Origin of the sequence: Allobosea rubneri (assembly GCF_032464875.1) — a bacterium.
Taxonomy (GTDB): Bacteria; Pseudomonadota; Alphaproteobacteria; order Rhizobiales; family Beijerinckiaceae; genus Allobosea; species Allobosea rubneri.
This window is the reverse complement of the sequence record NZ_JAWDID010000003.1, coordinates 18,162-35,308: the sequence shown is the minus strand read 5'-3', so window position 1 is coordinate 35,308 and position 17,147 is coordinate 18,162. Positions and strand designations below refer to the sequence as shown.

Genomic DNA, 17,147 nt, shown 5'->3' with positions numbered 1-17,147 from the left:
TCCGCTGCGCCGGGACAGGCTGAGCCATGCGGACGGCGTCGAAGCGCCGGCGCTCTCCGGGCCAGAAGGTCAGGGCCGATCCCGTCATTGCTCTCTCCCTTGTCCCGGCCGGCCTGGCCCCTCAGCCATGTTCCGGTCACAATTGCGATCGTAGCCGCCGAATTCGACTTGTCAATTTTTCATCGACGATTTATCGATGAAATGTAATCCAAATCTCTGTCGTCACTTGGGAGGGTGCGATGACCGCGAGCCGTTGGGATTTCTGGATCGACCGTGGCGGCACCTTCACCGACGTGATCGGCCGTGATCTGCATGGCAAGCTTCATGCCAGGAAGCTGCTCTCGGAGAACCCCGGCGCCTATCGCGACGCAGCCGTGCAGGGCATTCGCGATCATCTCGGATTGAAGGCCGGCCAGCCGATCCCCGAGGCGCTGGTCGGCGAGGTCAGGATGGGCACCACGGTCGCGACCAACGCGCTGCTGGAGCGCAAGGGCGACCGCACGCTGCTCGTCACAACGAAGGGTTTTCGCGATGCGCTGCGCATCGGCTACCAGGCGCGGCCCGACATCTTCGCCAAGGAGATCATCAAGCCGGAGCAGCTCTACGAGGCGGTGGTCGAGGTCGATGAGCGGGTCCTGGCCGACGGGGCCGTCGAGCGGGCGCCCGACGAGACGGCGATCCGCGCGGCCCTGCAAGGGCAGTACGATGCCGGCTTCCGCGCCGTCGCCATCGTCTTCATGCACGCCTATCGCTATCCGGCGCATGAGCAGGTCGCGGCGCGTATCGCCCGCGAGATCGGCTTTCCCCAGGTTTCGGTCAGCCATGAGGTTTCGCCGCTGATCAAGCTCGTCGGGCGCGGCGACACCGCCGTCGTCGATGCCTATCTCTCGCCGATCCTCGGGCGCTATGTCGCGCAGGTCTCGGAAGAGCTCGACATCGCCCGCACCGGCGCGCGGCTGATGTTCATGATGTCTTCGGGCGGGCTCACCGCCGCCGAGCTCTTCCAGGGCAAGGATGCGATCCTGTCGGGACCGGCCGGCGGCGTCGTCGGCCTCGCCGAGACCGGTCGCTCGGCCGGCTTCGACAAGGTGATCGGCTTCGACATGGGCGGCACCTCGACCGACGTCGCCCATTTTGACGGCGAGTATGAGCGCGCCTTCGAGACCGAGGTCGCAGGGGTGCGCATGCGCGCGCCGATGATGCTGATCCATACGGTCGCCGCCGGTGGCGGCTCGATCCTGCATTTCGACGGCGCTCGCTTCCGCGTCGGCCCGGATTCCGCCGGCGCCAATCCGGGACCTGCGGCCTATCGCCGTGGCGGCCCGCTCGCCGTGACCGACGCGAACGTCATGGTCGGCAAGCTGATCCCCTCCTATTTCCCGGCGATCTTCGGCCCGAAGCAGGATGCGCCACTCGACGTCGAGACGGTGCGCACCAAGTTCGCGACGCTGGCAGCACAGGTCGGTGACGGCCGCTCGCCCGAGGAGGTCGCCGACGGCTTCATCCAGATCGCCGTTGCCAACATGGCCGAGGCGATCAAGAAGATCTCGGTGCAGCGCGGCTACGACATCACCCGCTATGCGCTGAACTCCTTCGGCGGCGCGGGCGGCCAGCATGCCTGTCTCGTCGCCGACGCGCTCGGCATCAAGACCGTGCTGCTGCACCCGTTCTCCGGCCTGCTCTCTGCCTATGGCATGGGCCTTGCCGAGATCCGGGCGACGCGAACGGCTGCGCTCGATGTTCCGCTCGATGGCGAGGCGAAGGCGGCGATCGCAACCATCGCCGAGCGGCTCGGCGCCGAGACGACGGCCGAGGTCGCAGGCCAGGGCGTGCCGGCCGGTGACATCGCCATCCATGTCCGCGCCCATATCCGCTATGCCGGCACCGACACCGCGATCGCGACTCCGTTCGGCAGCCGCGCCGAGATGCAGGAGGCCTTCCAGAACGCCCATCGCGCGCGCTTCGGCTTCATCGACGAGACCAAGGCGCTCGTCGTCGAGGCGGTCGAGGTCGAGGCGGTCGGAGGCGGCGCGAAGTTCGAGGAGCCGTCGGCCAGCGAAGCGGCCGGCGAGCCGGCTGTCGCCGAGCGTACCCGCCTGTTCTCGAAGGGGCAGTGGCATGACGCGGCGATCGTGCGGCGCGAGGCGCTGGCACGGGGACAATCGGTCGCCGGGCCGGCCATCATCATCGAGCCGAACCAGACCGTGGTGGTCGAAGAGGGCTGGAGCGCCAAGCTCACGGCCAAGAACCATCTCGTCCTCGTGCGCAGCAAGGCGCTGATCCAGCAGGCGGCGATCGGCACCAAAGCCGATCCAGTCATGCTCGAGATCTTCAACAACCTGTTCATGTCGATCGCCGAGCAGATGGGCGTGACGCTGCAGAACACCGCCTATTCCGTGAACATCAAGGAGCGGCTCGACTTCTCCTGCGCGGTCTTCGACCAGACCGGTGCGCTCGTCGCCAATGCGCCGCATATGCCCGTGCATCTCGGCTCGATGGACCGCTCGGTCGAGACGGTGATCTCGAACAACCCGGTGATCCGGCCGGGCGATGTCTACTGCCTGAACGCGCCCTATAATGGCGGCACGCACCTGCCGGATATCACGATCTGCACGCCGGTCTTCGACGCGCAGGACAAGGACATCCTGTTCTGGGTGGCGAGCCGCGGCCACCACGCCGATGTCGGCGGCACCGCACCGGGCTCGATGTCGCCGCTGGCGACGAACATCGAGGAAGAGGGCGTCTATATCGACAACTTCAAGATCGTCGATCAGGGACGCTTCTGCGAGGAGGAACTGGTCAAGCTCTTGACCGGGGCGCGCTACCCCGTGCGCAACGTCGTCCAGAACGTCAACGACCTGAAGGCGCAGATCGCCGCCAACGAAAAGGGCGTGGCGGAGCTGAAGAAGATGATCCGCTCCTTCGGCCTCGACGTGGTGCAGGCCTATATGGGCCATGTCCAGGACAATGCCGCCGAAAGCGTCGCGCGGCTGCTCGCCAAGCTCCACGATTGCGAGTTCACCTATCCGATGGACCAGGGCTGCGCGATCAAGGTGAAGATCACCGTCGACCGCGAGAAGCGCGAGGCGACGGTCGACTTCACCGGCACCTCCCCGCAGCGCGAGGACAATTTCAACGCCCCGGCGCCGGTCACCCGCGCCGCCGTGCTCTATGTCTTCCGCGTCATGGTCGACGATGCGATCCCGATGAATGCCGGCTGCCTGCGGCCGATCAAGGTGATCGTGCCGGAAGGTTCGATGCTGGCGCCGCGCTATCCGGCCGCCGTGGTCGCCGGCAATGTCGAGGTTTCGCAGGCGGTGACGAACACGCTGTTCGGTGCGCTGAAGGCGATGTCGTGCTCGCAGGGCACGATGAACAACCTGACCTTCGGCAACGATCAGTACCAGTATTACGAGACGATCTGCTCGGGCTCGCCGGCCGGGCCGGGCTTCAACGGCACGTCGGGTGTGCATGTCCACATGACGAATTCGCGCCTGACCGATCCGGAGATCCTGGAGACGCGCTTCCCGGTCGTGCTCGAGGATTTCCACATCCGCGCCGGCTCGGGCGGCAAGGGCGAATGGAATGCCGGCGACGGCACCAGCCGCACCATCCGTTTCCGCAAGAGCATGGACTGCGCCATCCTCGCCTCGCATCGCAAGGTCAGGCCGTTCGGCATGAAGGGCGGCGAGCCCGGCGAGCTCGGGCGGACGCTGGTGCGCCGGCTTTCGGGCGAGGTCGAGGAGCTGAAGCCCTCGGACCAGACCTTCCTGCAGGCCGGCGAGGCCGTGACGGTGCTGACGCCGACGGCGGGGGGGTATGGAAAGCGCAAGGGCTGAGACATAGCTCTTCGCCTGTCGTCACTGCGAGTGCGGCGAAGCAATCCGGGATTGCGCTTTGTCCCCTTGGATTGCCTCGCCAGCTGAAGTCTCCTCGCAAGGACGCCTGCGCCAAGGAGACCTGAGCATGTCGCAGACCTGGATGATCACCGGCGCCAATCGCGGCATCGGCCTCGCGCTGACGATGGAGTTACTGCGACGGGGCGATCATGTGATCGCCGCCGCGCGCGATCCCTGGGGCGGGGCGCTGGCCGAGCTCGCGGGCGTGCATGTCGGGGAATTGACCCCCCTCGAGCTCGACGTGACCTCAGACGAGAGCGTCGCCGCTGCCAAGCGGGCGCTCGCCGGGCGGCCGCTCGACGTCCTCGTCAACAATGCCGGGCTCTATGGCCCACGCGACCGCCAATCGGCCTTCGAGATGGATTTCGACGCCTGGCGCGAGGTCTTCGAGGTCAATGTCTATGCGCCGTTGCGGGTGGCGCAGGCCTTCCTGCCTAATATCGAGGCCGGCAGTGGGCGAAAGATCGCGACGATCTCCAGCCGGATGGGCTCGCTCGGCGGCAACCCGTCCGGTGCCATCGCCTATCGATCCTCGAAGACCGCGGTGAACATGGTGATGGTCGCCTTCGGCAATGCGGTGCGCGCGAGCGAGATCGCGGTGCTGCTGTTCCATCCCGGCTGGGTGCAGACCGACATGGGCGGCGGCGGGGCCGATATCCCGGCGACCGAGAGCGCCGCCGGACTGATCGAGACCATCGACGCCTCCGGCATGGCCGAGACCAACAGCTTCCGAACCTGGAAGGGCGAGACGATCCCCTGGTAGGCGGTGCCGCTGGATCTCAGTTGCCGCGGGTCGAGGCGAGCCAGAGCCCGCCGCCGATCAGGAAGCCGCCGCTGAACCTGGAGAGCAGGCGCACGCGCCGCTGCGACAGGAAGCGGCCGGCCCGGCCGGAGAGCACGGCATAGGCGCCGTCGCTGACCGCCGCGAACAGCATCGTAGTCGCGCCCATGATCGCGATCTGTGTGGCGTAGTCGCGCGTCGGATCGAGGAATTGCGGGAAGAAGGCGCCGAAGAAGAGCAGGGTCTTCGGGTTGCTCAGCGCGACCAGCAAGCCCTGCAGGAAGAAGCCGCCGCGCGGCGGGCGCGCTTCGGCCGCACCTTCGGCGGCCTCGCCGGCGCTGCGGTACATCTTCCATCCCAGCCAGATCAGATAAGCGGCGCCCGCGAGCCGCACCCAATCGAACCAGTGGCCCATCGCTGCGATCACCGAGCTGAGGCCGATGCCGACGATCGCTATCATGATGGCGAGGCCGGCCTGCGTTCCTGCCATGTTGAGAAGCCCGGCGCGGCTACCATGCCTGAGACTGTTGGCGATGATCAGCGTCACGGTCGGCCCGGGCACGATGATGATGACCAGGCAGGCGAGGAGATAGGCGGCGAAGAGTTCGAGTGACATGGGTGAAGCCTCCCGAGGCTTGGCGGCCGCCTTGGAGGCGACGCTCCATTCCTCGCCTGTTTGCGGAAGCCTGTCGAGAGAGGGGAGAAGACGCGTGGCGAGCACCGGGTTTCACGTCGTCCCGCTGACGCCGGAGCTCTGGCCGGCGCTGGAGGAACTCTTCGGGCCGCAGGGGCCGTGCTATGGCTGCTGGTGCAATCATTTCCGCATGGCGCCGAAGCTGCGCAAGCCCTTGCTCGGCGAGGGCGCGCGGCAATTGTTCGAACAGCGCGTCAAGCAGGGGCCGCCGCCCGGCGTGCTCGCCTTCCTTGGCGATGTCCCTGTCGGCTGGCTGCAGATCGGCCCGCGCGCGCATGTGCCCGAATGGAACAACCCGCGCCGTGCCTCGACGCCGCTACCCGATGCGCCGGCGCAGGACGAGCGCAACTGGGCGGCCTCCTGCTTCTTCGTACGCAAGGGTTTTCGCAGCCAGGGCGTCACCGGCGCGTTGCTCGACGGCGGCATCGACTTTGCGCGCCGCAGCGGCGCCCGGCTGCTCGAAGCCGCGCCGATGGCGAACGATACGAAGCGCAGTGGCGAGGGGCTCTATGTCGGGCCCGAAAGCGTGTTCCGGCGCGCCGGTTTCGCGGAGGTCGCGCGCCATAAGGAGGGGCGACCGCTGATGCGGCTCGTGCTCTAGCCAAGCTCTCCTCTGGTCGGCGCCGATGGACCTTGCCGGGGCGCTCGCCTAATTCTGGCTCGTTTCCAATCCTGCGAGGAGCCGCCCATGATCCGCATCACGCTTGCCGGCTGCACCGGCTGGGTCGGCATGGCGCTCGTCGCCGCGATCATGGCTGCGCCCGATCTCGAACTGGTCGCGGGCGTCTCGCGCCAGGCGGCCGGGCGCGACCTCGGCGAGGCTGCGGAGCTTCCGGCGAACGGACTGCCGGTCTTCGCGACGGTCGCGGAGGCGCTTAGCGTGCCGAGCGACGTGCTGATCGACTACACCAAGCCGGACAGCGTGAAGGGCAATGTGCTCGCCGCCATCGCGGCGGGGCGGCATGTCGTGGTCGGCGCTTCCGGCATGTCCGGCGAGGACTATGCCGAGATCGCCGAAGCGGCGGAGAATGCCGGCGTCGGCGTGCTCGCCGCCGGGAACTTCTCGATCACCGCCACCCTGCTGCGGCGCTTCGCCCGCGAGGCGGTGAAATACGTGCCGGATGTCGAGATCATCGACTATGCCTCGCCTTCCAAGCCCGATACGCCTTCCGGCACGGGGCGAGAGCTCGCTGAGACGCTCGCCGCCGAGCGCATGGCCGGGACCTCGCTGCCGGTTTCCGAACTCGGAGGCGTGCGCGAGACGCGCGGCGGGGCGATCGGTGCACCGCATCCGGTGCAGGTGCATTCGCTGCGCATGCCAGGCTTCGTGCTCTCCTGCGAGGCGGTGTTCGGCCTCGCCGATGAGCGGCTGGTGATCAGGCATGATGCGGGCACCTCGGCCGCGCCCTATGTCGGCGGCACCTTGCTGGCGGCGCGTCGTGTCGGCGAGCAAATCGGCCTGCGCCGTGGGCTCGACAGCCTGATGGTATGAACTGCCACTAATCCCGTCGATTTTAGAAAAATATCGTTCTTTCAAATACTTAGCTGGCTTCATTAAGGATCTGTTCGTTCGCAGCTGGGAGAAGAGCCGCGTTGGGCATGACGGTGAGGCGGGATGCGGCGGTTCGGTTTGACGGCGAAGATCACCTTGCTCTTCGCCCTGTTCGGAATCGCGGCGGCCCTGGGGCTGGCGAGCGCGCTGGGCGGCCTCGCTTCGGTGCATCAGATCGATCGCGAAGCCTTCAGCGGCCTCCAGCTCGCCAACCGCGCCTCGCTGCTGTCGAGCCGGGTGGCGCAGGCCTCCCTGCTGAGCCGGTTCGATGACGGCGCCGGCCCGAAGCAGGTCGAGGAGGCGATCGATGGGCTCGACGCGGCCGTCGAGCTGGTCGATGCCGCCCGCGCCAGCCTGATTTCGGCCCTGCCGCCTGCGCTGCTGCAGGCCCATCCGACGCTCGATGCGCGCATCCGGACCTTCATCGACTTCCAGCGCGATATCGTCGACATCGGTCGTCGCGTCTCGGCCAAGGCTGCGCTGATCGAGGCGACGGCGGACGCGGCGAGGGACAATGTCCGCGAGATCATCAGCGTCACCGCAACGATCCGCGACGATCTCGACCGGCAGGCGGGGCAGGCGGCCTCGCGCGCCGAGGCGCTGGCACAGCAGGTCAGGCAGCGGGTGATCCTGATCGCCGTCGGCCTGCTGCTCGGCGGCGGGGCGCTCGCCATCGCCCTGCTGCGCGCGCATCTGACCCGGCCGCTGCGCGAGCTGATGGCGGCGATCGAGGCGACCATGGCCAGCGACGAGACATCGAAGTGCCGCATCGGCGCCGGCGCGACGAGATCGGCGAGCTCGCCCGCACGGTGCGGACGCTGAGCGAGGCGCGCGCCACGCTGGTGACGCGCGATGCCGAGGCGGAGCAGGCGCAGGCGCATCAGGCGCGCCGCACCGAGGAACTGCACCGCATCGCCGAGGAGTTCGAGACACGGATCGGCAGTCTGCTCGCCGACATTGCCGGGTTGAGCGAGGGCCTGCGTGCGGCACTCGGCGATTCCGCTGTCCAGGCCGAGCAGATCTCGCAGAGCGGCGGCGCCGCCGCAGGGGCGGTGATCGACGCGGCTGAGGAGGCGAACCGGATCTCGGACGCTGCCCTGCGGCTCGAGGATGTGGTCGAGCAGATCAACCACGAGGTCCGGCGCGTCTCGCAGACCGCGACCGAAGCGACGCGCGACGCTGCCGGCACGGCGAGCCTGGTCGGCCGACTGACCGACAATGCCGGGCAGATCCGCGATGTCGTCGCGCTGATCGAGGCGATCGCACGCCAGACGAACCTCCTGGCGCTGAACGCCACGATTGAGGCGGCACGGGCCGGCGCGCATGGCCGGGGCTTTGCCGTGGTGGCGGGCGAGGTCAAGGCGCTGGCGGCGCAGACGGCGGACGCCACTGCCCAGGTTGCGGCGCGCATCGCGGCGGTCGACGAGGCCCTGTCCCAGGCGGCGACCGCGATTTCCGGCATCGTCACGCGCGTCGGAGCCGTCGAGCAGACCAGCACCGAGATTTCCAGCATGGTCGCCTCGCATAGCGGCCTGCTGCAGAATCTCGGCGAGACCATCGCCCGCATCTCGGAGGTGACGCGCGCCGGCGTCGAGGCGATGACGACGATCGTCGAGGCCAATTCGCTCAGCGTGAGCCGCGCCGAGCAGGGCGCGAGCGGCGCAAAACGGCTGGACGAGCGCATCGGCTCGCTTCAGGTCGAGGCGAACCAGTTCGCGCGGCGCCTGCGCTCTGCGTGATCGGCACTTGCCGTAAAGCTGCGACTCGCGGCCATTGGGCGCCATGCCCGCAACAGAACGCTTCCCACGATGAACTGGTCGCCGCAGCAGGACGACGCGCTCCGCGCCGTCGCCGACTGGCTGAAGGGCGGCTCGCCGCAGCTCTTCCGCCTGTTCGGCTATGCCGGCACCGGCAAGACGACGCTCGCCCGGCATATCGCCGAGGATGTCGACGGCACGGTCGTCTTCGCCGCCTTCACCGGCAAGGCGGCCCTCGTGCTGCGCAACAAGGGCTGCGAGGGCGCGCAGACCATCCACTCACTGATCTATCGCTCGCGCGGGGTCGACGAGGAGAGTCCGACCTTCGTGCTCAATCGCGAGAGCGTCGCGGCCAAGGCCAAGCTGATCATCATCGACGAATGCTCGATGGTCGACGAGGAACTCGGCCGAGACCTGCTCTCCTTCGGCACGAAGGTGCTGGTGCTCGGCGATCCCGCGCAGTTGCCGCCGGTCAAGGGCGGCGGCTTCTTCACGGAGCATGAGCCGGACATTATGCTGACCGAGGTGCACCGCCAGGCGGCCGACAACCCGATCGTGCGGATGTCGATGATCGTGCGCGAGGGCGGGCGGCTCGAGGTCGGAGAATACGGCGAGAGCCGGGTGATCCGGCGCGATCAGATCACGCCCGAGATCGTGCTCTCGGCCGGGCAGGTGCTGGTCGGCCTGAACAAGACGCGTCGGGGCTACAATGCCCGGATGCGGCAGCTGATGGGGCACAGCTCGAACGTGCCTGTCGTGGGCGAGAAGCTGGTCTGCCTGCGCAACGACAAGAGCAAGGGGCTGCTCAATGGCGGTGCCTGGATCGTGCAGGAGTTGAAGACCTCGAAGAAGGGTCTCGTCACCATGCGGGTGACGCCGGAGGACGATACCGGCGGCAAGCCGGTCAAAGTCTCAGTGCTGCCGAACTTCTTCGACGGTACCGAGGAAGAGGTGCCCTGGGAGCTGAGGCGCCACACCGACGAATTCACCTTCGGCTACGCGCTCACGGTGCACAAGGCGCAGGGCTCGCAATGGGACGATGTCGTGCTGTTCGACGAGGCCTACGCCTTCCGCGAGCACCGGGCGCGCTGGCTCTATACCGGGCTGACGCGCGCGGCCGAGACGATCACGGTGGTGGTGTAGCGGCTGGTGCGTTCAAGTGCGGCCGGCGTCGCCCTCCTGCCGCCGCAGCGCCTTCAGCCGGCTGATCAGATGGCGGGCGCCCATCAGGATGTGCTGTTCCAGATGCTCCGTCGCGCGTGCGACGTCGCCCTGCCGGCAGAGGTCGAGTAGGATGCGGTGCTCGCGGTTCATCTTCTCGCGCGAGCCGGTCAGCCTGATCGGCAGCGGAAAATGCCGATAGGCGTTGAGATAGAGCTTGCGGACCAGCGCCAGGGTCTGGGGGCGGTTGGCCGGCGCGTAGAGCGTCGCGTGAAAATCCCAGTTGAGGTTCGACCAGTTCTCGTCGCGCCGGTCTTCGACCATCTGGGCGAATAGCGCCTCGGCCTTCTGGTAGTGCTGCTCGGAGAGCAGCGGCATCGACTGTTCCAGCAGCCAGGTCTCGAGCCGGGCCCGGATCTCGTAGACCTCCTCGAGATCGTCGATCGACAGGCTGGAGACGACCGCGCCCTTGTGGGATTGCATGGTCACCAGCCCTTCGGCCTCGAGCTGGTGCAGCGCCTCGCGGATCGGAACGCGGCTGACGCCGAACTCGGCCGCCAGCTTCTCCTGCCGCAGCAGCGACGCCTCCGGCAGGGCCCCGGACAGGATCTGCTCGCGCAACAGGTCGACGACCCGGCCGGTGGTCGTGACGCGATGCAGCGTCATGGTCTTCTCAGGGCTGGTCGCTGTTGTCATCGCCTGATTTCTGGATTCCCCGCCTCTGCGGCTCACCCTGTTCCTGCCGCAAAACCGGCCATCATTCAATCCGATGGCCCGGCGGAGGCAACCTTCCTGATATTATTGGATCCGATCATCGATCGATCATTACCCACGATGGGCCATGATTTGGCCATTCACAGCCCGTTGCGGATGAGGTCAGCTTCCATTAGAGAAAAATTGGATTCAATATTCAAAGCATTCGGAAGGCGCCTGCGATGATCGCGATCAGCAACAATGAGGGGGCCAGCGGCATCGGCGCGACGGCGCACAAGCTCCTCGGCGGTGCCGGGGCGCTGGACGCGATCGAGGCCGGGGTGCGGCTGGTCGAGGCCGATGAGAGCGTCCGGACGGTCGGGCGCGGCGGCTGGCCGAACCTGCTCGGCGAGGTCGAGCTCGACGCCTCCGTGATGGACGGCTCGACCCTGCGGACCGGCTCGATCGGGGCGCTGAGCGGCTATCTGCACCCGATCAGCATCGCGCGGCAGGTGCTGGAGCGGCTGCCGCATGAGCTCCTGGTCGGGGAGGGGGCACGGCGCTTCGCCGCCGAGATCGGCGCCGAGGCCGGCGATCTCCTGATGCCGCATGCCCGCACGGCCTGGGCGCGCTGGTTCGCGGAGGAGGTCGACGAGGCGCAGCGCGCCGCCTGGCCCGACGTGCCGATGGCCGAGCTCTGCAAGCAGGCGATCGACCCCGAGATCGGCCGCGACACCACCGTCTTCCTGGCGCAGGACATGGCCGGGAACATCGGAGCCGGGACGAGTACCTCCGGCTGGGGCTGGAAATATCCCGGCCGCCTCGGCGACAGCCCGATCATCGGCGCCGGTTCCTATGCCGATACCCGCTACGGTGCCTGCGCCTGCACCGGCGTCGGCGAGATGAGCATCCGGGCCGGCACCTCCCGCGCGGTGGTGCTCTACATGAAGATGGGCATGAGCGTGGAGGAGGCGGTCCACGAGGCCGTCGCGGACATGCGCAGCCTGAAGGGCGGCCTGATCGGGCGAGTGACGATCCATGCCATCGACACCGCCGGCGGCCACAAGGTCGTCGCCGTCAACGGCCTGCCGGAGAACCATTACTGGCTCTGGCGGGAGGGCGAGGCCGAGCCTGCCAGCCATCCAGCCGAAATCATCGCGGTCAGCGAGGATGCCGCGCCCAAGCCGACCGCCCATCGCCGCTATGAGCGCATGGGTCTCTGAAAGCCGAGTTCGGCTCGACCACGATCAACCGCAGGAGGAGGAAGCTCGATGACCCGGATTGGAAGGACCGCGCTGCTGGCGCTGGCTGGCTCGCTGCTGATCAGCAGCGGCGCCCTGGCGCAGACGACGCTGGCGAAGGTCAAGGAGCGCGGCCAGTTGCTCTGCGGCACCAGCACCGGCATCGCCGGATTCAGCCTCGCCGACGGGCAGGGCAACTGGTCTGGGCTCGACGTCGATGTCTGCCGGGCCTTGGCGGCGGCGATCTTCGACGATCCGAACAAGGTCAACTTCATTCCGCTCGCCAGCAAGGACCGGCTGGTCGCGCTGCAGAGCGGCGAGATCGACGTGCTGCCGCGGACCACGACCTGGACGCTCAGCCGCGACGCAGGCCAGGGCCTCGATTTCACGGCGGTGAATTACTATGACGGCCAGGGTTTCCAGCTGCGCAAGAAGGCCGGCATCAAGTCGGTCAAGGAGCTGGACGGCGCCTCGATCTGCACCGTGCAGGGCACCACGAACGAGCTGAACCTCGCCGACCATCCTGCTCCCGGAGGTGATCTCGAAGGAGCCGATCGGCCCCTATGTCCGCCAGGGCGACGACCAGTGGTTCGACATCGTGCGCTGGACCGTCTTCGCGATGATCAATGCCGAGGAGTTCGGCGTGACCTCCGCCAATGTCGGGGAGATGCTGAAATCCGACAATCCGGAGATCCAGCGCCTGCTCGGCGTCGGCACGAAGCTCGGCGAAGGGCTAGGGCTGACGGCCGACTGGGCGGCCAGGATCGTCCGCCATGTCGGCAATTACGGCGAATCCTATGAGCGCAATCTCGGCTCCGGCAGCCGCATCAACCTGCCGCGCGGCCTGAACAATCTCTGGTCGAAGGGCGGCATCCAGTTCGCGCCGCCGATCCGCTGATCAGCGACGACCACCATCGCCCGGATGCGCTGCCGCTCCGGGCGTGGGCACACCAATAAGGCGAAGGCGGCGCTCATGGCGAGCACCGCCTTTCGCAGAACGACTGCCTGGTGGCTCTAGCGTGTACGCCGCGAGGCCAGGCCGGCCGGTGTCAGTGCGCCGACATCTTCATCATCACCAGGCCAGAGACGATGAGGCCGGCGGCGGCGAGACGCATCGGGGTTGCGGCCTCGCCGAGCACGAACACGCCGACGAGGAAGGCGCCGACCGCGCCGATGCCGGTCCAGATCGTGTAGGCGGTGCCGAGCGGCAGGCTGCGCATCGCAATCGCAAGCAGGGCGAAACTGCCGATCATGGTGACGATGGTGATGGCCGTCGGCGTGATCTTGGTGAAGCCGTCCGACTGCTTCATGAAAAACGCCCAGACGATTTCGAGTACGCCGGCGACGAGGAGGTAGACCCAGGCCATTTCTCTTCTCCCATGGAGACAGGCCGGGTCGTCCCGGCAAATCTGCCCATCATGGGGGAGGTCGTCCTCGCCTGTTTATGTTGCACTGCGGTAGCGGATTTTCAAGGCCGAACCCGCGGGTTCCGGAGAAATCGGCCCTCTTTCCGGCTGATTTCGCCCATTCCGCTGCCAGGGCTTGCGCTGTGGCTGTCTCACAGTCTCTGCGCCGTCGTCCCCTTGGCGATGATCGGGCCGGTCGGACGGCCGGTCGGCGAGCCGCTTGCCGGCTCCAGCGTGATCTCGAAGAGCTGGTCCTTGCCGAGCGGCAGGTTGTCGAGACGTAGCGGCGTGGTGCGGGCGCGGTCGATCAGGCCGACGGAGCGCGGGCCGACGGAGCGGTCCCAGAGCGTCCAGATCTCCAGAGCCTTGCCGGCGGGAACGTCGATCGATTGCAGCGGCAGCATCTCGACGCGGCCATCGGCATAGGTGTTCACCACGGCGGCGGCGATGCTGGTATCTGTCATCAGCACCGCGACCATCACCGGCTGGCGCCGTGCGCGGTCGAGTGCGCCGACGAGGCCGATCGCGAGCAGCAGGGTCGCGAGCGCTCCGGCGAAGGCGGCACCACGCCAGACGAACAGGCTGTTCCACCAATCGGCAAAGCGGCTGCGCGGCGTCGAAGCCGCACCGGCGGTCATGGGTGCCGCCGCGGCGCCTGTCACAAGGCCGGCGATCCCGGCCTCGATCCGGCTCCAGAGATCGGCGGGAGGGGCAATCGGCGTCGCCGTCGCGTCGACCTCGGCGAGATGGCCGCGCCAGGATTCAACAGCGCCCGCGAAGTCGGGGTCGTCGGCTTGGCGGCGCTCGGCGGCGGCGAACTCGGCGCCTTCGATCAGGCCCAGCACATATTCGCCGGCCAGTGCATCGCGTTCGGCAGGGGGAAGGGGAGCTTCGGCGGAGGCGCTCATCCGAGGCACTCCTTGAGCGAGATCAGCGAGCGACGGATCCAGGATTTCACCGTGCCCATTGGCATTTTCAGGCGGTCGGCGATTTCGCCATGAGTCAGCCCCTGGACGAAGGCGAGCAGGACGAGGCTGCGCTTTTGCGGGGGCAGGGTCTCCAGGCAGGCGCGGAGCGCGCTGGCGTCCGAGAGCTTTGACATCACCGTTTCCGGATCGTCCTCCTCGCTCGGTGTTTCCTCGGCGAGCGGGGCGTCGCGCGTCTCGGTCCGCCTTTCGTCGCGCAGGATCGAGAGCGAGCGGTTGCGCAGGATCGCGTAGATCCAGGTCAGGCCGGCGCCGCGTTCGGGGTCGAAGCGGGCGGCGTGGCGCCAGATCAGCACGAAAGCGTCCTGCACGGCTTCCTCCGCCAGAGCGCGGCGCTTCAGCAGACGTTGCGCCACCCCCAGCATACGCGCCGACTCGGCGTCGTAGATGCGCCGCAACGCCGATTTGTCGCCGGAGGCACAGGCCAGCAACGCCTGCTCAATCTCGCCCATCCCGCGCGCTGGCACGGCGCCCGTCGCCATCCTCGTCTCCTCGTCGGCGGCGCGGACCGTCGGGCGCGCGCCAGTGCGATTCTACACGGCAATCCGGCCTCCGGATGCAGCCCGGGCTTTTATTTCTTGCGGCGCATCCGCCGGAGCACGCTGGCGCTACCCCTCCTGACGGGCACGCTCAGGCGGCTTCGTCCAGGCATCGAGACCCGATGCGAACCGGAGGAAAGACCATGCGCCACACCCGAGCCCTGCTTCTCACCTCGACCGTTCTCGCAGCGGCCTTCGCGCCGCTGGCGGTGCAGGCCGCCATGCTCGCTGCTCTATCCGGCGACGACACGCTGACGATGATCGACACCACGACCCAGAAGGCCGGCAAGTCGATCAAGGTGACCGGCATCAACGGCAAGATCGCCGGTATCGATGTCCGCCCCGCCGACGGCATGCTCTATGCGCTGGCGACGGACGGGACGATCTACACGGTCGACAAGGCCGGCAAGGCGACGATGAAGTCGAAGATGGACACGGTGCTGGCCGCCAGCGCGATGGCGACGGTCGACTTCAATCCTGCGGCCGACCGGCTGCGCGTGATCGGCTCGGACGGCACCAATCTTCGGGTCAATGTCGAGGACGGCAAGACCACTGTCGACGGCAAGCTGAAATTCGCCGAGACCGACATGCACAAGGGCGAAGCGCCGATGGTGGTCGCCGGCGCCTACAGCAATTCGGTCAAGGGGACCAAGGAGACGGCGCTCTACGACATCGATGGCAAGATCGGCGGACTGCTCAAGCAGGCACCGCCGAATGACGGCGTGCTCGGCGCGATCGGCAAGCTCGGCGTTGCCGCAAAATCGGTCGCCTTTGACATCGAAACCGCCTCCGACGGCAGCAATACCGGTTGGCTGCTGGCCGATGGCGCCCTGCACAAGGTCGATCTTTCGACGGGCAAGGCGGCGATGGTGGGCAAGGTCAGCGGCCTCGACGGCACGGTGCGCGATATTGCAGCGCTGCCGGCGATGTGAGCGCTAGGGCCGGATCCGATCAGATTGAATCCATTTGATCGGAACGGGCTCTGGGGGGCAGAAGCGGAAAGGGCCGCCGCCTCGCGAAAGACGGCGGCCCTTTCTCAAGGGGAGCCTGCCCGGCGGCCCAATGCCCGGATCACGCCCAGGCGCGGGCCTTGAGCTTCTCTTCATAGGCGTCGATCTTCGTCGCCTTTTCCATGGTCAGGCCGATATCGTCGAGGCCGTTGAGCAGGCAGTGCTTGCGGAACGGGTCGATCTCGAAGGTCACGGTGCCGCCATCGGGGCCCTTGATGGTCTGGGTCTCAAGATCGATGGTCAGCGTCGCATTGGAGCCGCGATCGGCGTCGTCGAACAGCTTGTCGAGGTCCTCCTGCGAGACCTTGATCGGCAGGATGCCGTTCTTGAAGCAGTTGTTGTAGAAGATGTCGGCGAAGCTGGTGGAGATCACGCAGCGGATGCCGAAGTCGAGCAGGGCCCAGGGGGCGTGTTCGCGCGACGAGCCGCAGCCGAAATTGTCGCCGGCGACAAGGATCTCCGACTTGCGATAGGCCGGCTGGTTGAGAACGAAGTCCGGGTTCTCGGAGCCGTCCTCCTTGTAGCGCATCTCCGAGAACAGCGCGGTGCCGAGGCCGGTGCGCTTGATCGTCTTCAGATACTGCTTGGGGATGATCATGTCGGTGTCGACATTGATCACCTTCAGCGGGGCAGGGGTCGAGGTCAGGGTGGTGAAGGGCTGCATGGGCTTTGTCTCCTGAATGCTGTGGGGAAGGCGGCTTGCGGCGGCAGGTCAGCCGGCCGCCCGCTCGATCGCTTCCATGTCGTCGTCGTCGAAGCCGAAATGGTGGCCGATCTCGTGCACCAGGACATGGGTCACGATCGCCCCCAGGCTCTCGTCATGCTCCGCCCAGTAATCGAGGATCGGGCGGCGGTAGAGATGGATGGTGTTGGGCATCTGCCCTGTCTGCGGCGCATAGCCCTGCTGCGGCAGGCCGACGCCGGAGAACAGGCCGAGCAGGTCGAACGGGCTCTCCGCCTCGAGCTCCTTCAGGACATCGTCCTCGGGAAACTCGGTGACGTTGATGATCAGGTCGGCGCAGAGCTTGCGGAAATCCTCGGGCAGGCGGTCATACGCCGCCTGCGCAAGGATCTCGAACTCGGCGCCGGACGGTGCGCGCACGCCGTCCCAGTCGAGGCCTTGCGAGCTTTCCGCCGGGGCGGATGCCTTGATCGAGGGAACGCTTGCCATCACCAGATCTTCAATTGGTATCCGAGCCACCAGGACAGGCCGATGAAGGCGATCAGGGAGAGCCCGCGGCCGATACGACGGCCCCAGAGCTCGATCTTGTCGCCTTCCGGCGCGTCCTTGCCGGAGAAGTGGTCGGCGGCGCGGCCCATGGACGAACCGAGGAAGCTCTCGGATTCGCGCTTGACGCGATCCAGGGCTTCCTTGGCCTCGCCGGCGCGGGCGGCTTCGCGGGGATCGGTGCTCATGACGTCCTCCCG

19 protein-coding genes are annotated in these 17,147 nt (G+C 67.3%); 10 read left to right on the top strand and 9 right to left on the bottom strand.

Features of this window, described 5'->3' with window-relative positions; genetic code table 11:
- The first annotated feature begins 239 nt into the window (after positions 1-239).
- Entirely contained in the window at positions 240-3,839 is a 3,600-nt protein-coding gene (locus RKE40_RS02965; RefSeq protein WP_316016756.1) for a hydantoinase B/oxoprolinase family protein, read from the top strand.
- A gap of 127 nt (positions 3,840-3,966) precedes the next feature.
- On the top strand, positions 3,967-4,662 hold the full coding sequence (locus RKE40_RS02960; RefSeq protein WP_066471190.1) for an SDR family oxidoreductase: 696 nt from the start codon (positions 3,967-3,969) through the stop codon (positions 4,660-4,662).
- Between the two features lie 16 nt (positions 4,663-4,678).
- Here RKE40_RS02960 and RKE40_RS02955 read toward each other — a convergent pair whose 3' ends face one another.
- Positions 4,679-5,296, bottom strand: coding sequence for a LysE family translocator (locus RKE40_RS02955; RefSeq protein WP_316016755.1), 618 nt, complete (start codon positions 5,294-5,296; stop codon positions 4,679-4,681).
- Between the two features lie 94 nt (positions 5,297-5,390).
- Here RKE40_RS02955 and RKE40_RS02950 point away from each other — a divergent pair, with 94 nt between their 5' ends.
- The 5 genes from RKE40_RS02950 (at position 5,391) to RKE40_RS02930 (ending at position 9,826) form a co-directional block, all read left to right on the top strand.
- Positions 5,391-5,975, top strand: coding sequence for a GNAT family N-acetyltransferase (locus RKE40_RS02950; RefSeq protein ID WP_316016754.1), 585 nt, complete (start codon positions 5,391-5,393; stop codon positions 5,973-5,975).
- 87 nt (positions 5,976-6,062) lie between these two features.
- Positions 6,063-6,866: a 4-hydroxy-tetrahydrodipicolinate reductase gene (gene dapB, locus RKE40_RS02945; RefSeq protein ID WP_316016753.1), complete on the top strand. Its 804-nt coding sequence runs from the start codon at positions 6,063-6,065 to the stop codon at positions 6,864-6,866.
- Positions 6,867-6,989: 123 nt separating this feature from the next.
- Positions 6,990-7,748: a hypothetical protein gene (locus tag RKE40_RS02940; protein ID WP_316016752.1), complete on the top strand. Its 759-nt coding sequence runs from the start codon at positions 6,990-6,992 to the stop codon at positions 7,746-7,748.
- A complete protein-coding gene (locus RKE40_RS02935) occupies positions 7,688-8,665 on the top strand; it encodes a methyl-accepting chemotaxis protein (protein WP_316016751.1) in 978 nt (325 codons plus the stop codon). The genes RKE40_RS02940 and RKE40_RS02935 overlap by 61 nt, the downstream gene beginning before the upstream one ends.
- 69 nt (positions 8,666-8,734) lie before the next feature.
- Complete coding sequence (locus tag RKE40_RS02930; protein ID WP_316016750.1) at positions 8,735-9,826, top strand: ATP-dependent DNA helicase; 1,092 nt, start codon at positions 8,735-8,737, stop codon at positions 9,824-9,826.
- Positions 9,827-9,838: 12 nt separating this feature from the next.
- Here RKE40_RS02930 and RKE40_RS02925 read toward each other — a convergent pair whose 3' ends face one another.
- Positions 9,839-10,540, bottom strand: a complete 702-nt coding sequence (locus tag RKE40_RS02925) for a GntR family transcriptional regulator (protein WP_316016749.1) — start codon at positions 10,538-10,540, stop codon at positions 9,839-9,841.
- Between the two features lie 239 nt (positions 10,541-10,779).
- Between RKE40_RS02925 and RKE40_RS02920 the strand changes: the two genes are divergently transcribed.
- On the top strand, positions 10,780-11,760 hold the full coding sequence (locus RKE40_RS02920) for a glycosylasparaginase (RefSeq protein ID WP_316016748.1): 981 nt from the start codon (positions 10,780-10,782) through the stop codon (positions 11,758-11,760).
- 48 nt (positions 11,761-11,808) lie between these two features.
- Complete coding sequence (locus RKE40_RS02915) at positions 11,809-12,579, top strand: transporter substrate-binding domain-containing protein (RefSeq protein WP_390893201.1); 771 nt, start codon at positions 11,809-11,811, stop codon at positions 12,577-12,579.
- On the opposite strand, the gene RKE40_RS29745 is transcribed toward RKE40_RS02915, so the two are convergent.
- From RKE40_RS29745 to RKE40_RS02900, 4 genes are all read right to left on the bottom strand, one after another.
- Complete coding sequence (locus tag RKE40_RS29745; RefSeq protein WP_390893200.1) at positions 12,574-12,753, bottom strand: hypothetical protein; 180 nt, start codon at positions 12,751-12,753, stop codon at positions 12,574-12,576. The two genes, RKE40_RS02915 and RKE40_RS29745, sit on opposite strands and share 6 nt — an antisense overlap.
- A gap of 74 nt (positions 12,754-12,827) precedes the next feature.
- On the bottom strand, positions 12,828-13,145 hold the full coding sequence (locus RKE40_RS02910; protein ID WP_316016747.1) for a DMT family transporter: 318 nt from the start codon (positions 13,143-13,145) through the stop codon (positions 12,828-12,830).
- Between the two features lie 191 nt (positions 13,146-13,336).
- Positions 13,337-14,092 (bottom strand): anti-sigma factor, encoded by a 756-nt coding sequence (locus tag RKE40_RS02905; protein ID WP_316016746.1) that lies wholly within the window; start codon positions 14,090-14,092, stop codon positions 13,337-13,339.
- Complete coding sequence (locus RKE40_RS02900) at positions 14,089-14,652, bottom strand: sigma-70 family RNA polymerase sigma factor (protein WP_316016745.1); 564 nt, start codon at positions 14,650-14,652, stop codon at positions 14,089-14,091. Before RKE40_RS02900 ends, RKE40_RS02905 begins: the two co-directional genes overlap by 4 nt.
- A gap of 200 nt (positions 14,653-14,852) precedes the next feature.
- Here RKE40_RS02900 and RKE40_RS02895 point away from each other — a divergent pair, with 200 nt between their 5' ends.
- The gene (locus tag RKE40_RS02895) at positions 14,853-15,641 is read left to right on the top strand and encodes a DUF4394 domain-containing protein (protein ID WP_316016744.1); all 789 of its coding nucleotides are present in this window, start codon (positions 14,853-14,855) and stop codon (positions 15,639-15,641) included.
- A 139-nt stretch (positions 15,642-15,780) separates the two neighbouring features.
- On the opposite strand, the gene leuD is transcribed toward RKE40_RS02895, so the two are convergent.
- Genes leuD through RKE40_RS02880 form a run of 3 tightly spaced genes read right to left on the bottom strand, consistent with a single transcriptional unit; the run spans position 15,781 to position 17,135 of the window.
- Positions 15,781-16,383 (bottom strand): 3-isopropylmalate dehydratase small subunit, encoded by a 603-nt coding sequence (gene leuD, locus RKE40_RS02890; protein WP_316016743.1) that lies wholly within the window; start codon positions 16,381-16,383, stop codon positions 15,781-15,783.
- 48 nt (positions 16,384-16,431) lie between these two features.
- Positions 16,432-16,890: a metallopeptidase family protein gene (locus RKE40_RS02885; RefSeq protein ID WP_291647300.1), complete on the bottom strand. Its 459-nt coding sequence runs from the start codon at positions 16,888-16,890 to the stop codon at positions 16,432-16,434.
- Positions 16,890-17,135 carry a hypothetical protein gene (locus tag RKE40_RS02880; protein ID WP_291638809.1) on the bottom strand — a complete coding sequence of 82 codons (246 nt, stop codon included), beginning with the start codon at positions 17,133-17,135 and terminating at the stop codon, positions 16,890-16,892. Before RKE40_RS02880 ends, RKE40_RS02885 begins: the two co-directional genes overlap by 1 nt.
- Between the last annotated feature and the right edge of the window lie 12 nt (positions 17,136-17,147).

Bases quoted from the DNA above. Each gene is read 5' to 3' on its own strand.
- RKE40_RS02965 (WP_316016756.1), top strand. From the start codon at position 240: ATGACCGCGAGCCGTTGGGATTTCTGGATCGACCGTGGCGGCACCTTC.
- RKE40_RS02960 (WP_066471190.1), top strand. From the start codon at position 3,967: ATGTCGCAGACCTGGATGATCACCGGCGCCAATCGCGGCATCGGCCTC.
- RKE40_RS02955 (WP_316016755.1), bottom strand. From the start codon at position 5,296: ATGTCACTCGAACTCTTCGCCGCCTATCTCCTCGCCTGCCTGGTCATC.
- dapB (WP_316016753.1), top strand. From the start codon at position 6,063: ATGATCCGCATCACGCTTGCCGGCTGCACCGGCTGGGTCGGCATGGCG.
- RKE40_RS02940 (WP_316016752.1), top strand. From the start codon at position 6,990: ATGCGGCGGTTCGGTTTGACGGCGAAGATCACCTTGCTCTTCGCCCTG.
- RKE40_RS02930 (WP_316016750.1), top strand. From the start codon at position 8,735: ATGAACTGGTCGCCGCAGCAGGACGACGCGCTCCGCGCCGTCGCCGAC.
- RKE40_RS02925 (WP_316016749.1), bottom strand. From the start codon at position 10,540: ATGACAACAGCGACCAGCCCTGAGAAGACCATGACGCTGCATCGCGTC.
- RKE40_RS02920 (WP_316016748.1), top strand. From the start codon at position 10,780: ATGATCGCGATCAGCAACAATGAGGGGGCCAGCGGCATCGGCGCGACG.
- RKE40_RS02915 (WP_390893201.1), top strand. From the start codon at position 11,809: ATGACCCGGATTGGAAGGACCGCGCTGCTGGCGCTGGCTGGCTCGCTG.
- RKE40_RS29745 (WP_390893200.1), bottom strand. From the start codon at position 12,753: ATGAGCGCCGCCTTCGCCTTATTGGTGTGCCCACGCCCGGAGCGGCAG.
- RKE40_RS02910 (WP_316016747.1), bottom strand. From the start codon at position 13,145: ATGGCCTGGGTCTACCTCCTCGTCGCCGGCGTACTCGAAATCGTCTGG.
- RKE40_RS02905 (WP_316016746.1), bottom strand. From the start codon at position 14,092: ATGAGCGCCTCCGCCGAAGCTCCCCTTCCCCCTGCCGAACGCGATGCA.
- RKE40_RS02900 (WP_316016745.1), bottom strand. From the start codon at position 14,652: ATGGCGACGGGCGCCGTGCCAGCGCGCGGGATGGGCGAGATTGAGCAG.
- RKE40_RS02895 (WP_316016744.1), top strand. From the start codon at position 14,853: ATGCGCCACACCCGAGCCCTGCTTCTCACCTCGACCGTTCTCGCAGCG.
- leuD (WP_316016743.1), bottom strand. From the start codon at position 16,383: ATGCAGCCCTTCACCACCCTGACCTCGACCCCTGCCCCGCTGAAGGTG.
- RKE40_RS02885 (WP_291647300.1), bottom strand. From the start codon at position 16,890: ATGGCAAGCGTTCCCTCGATCAAGGCATCCGCCCCGGCGGAAAGCTCG.
- RKE40_RS02880 (WP_291638809.1), bottom strand. From the start codon at position 17,135: ATGAGCACCGATCCCCGCGAAGCCGCCCGCGCCGGCGAGGCCAAGGAA.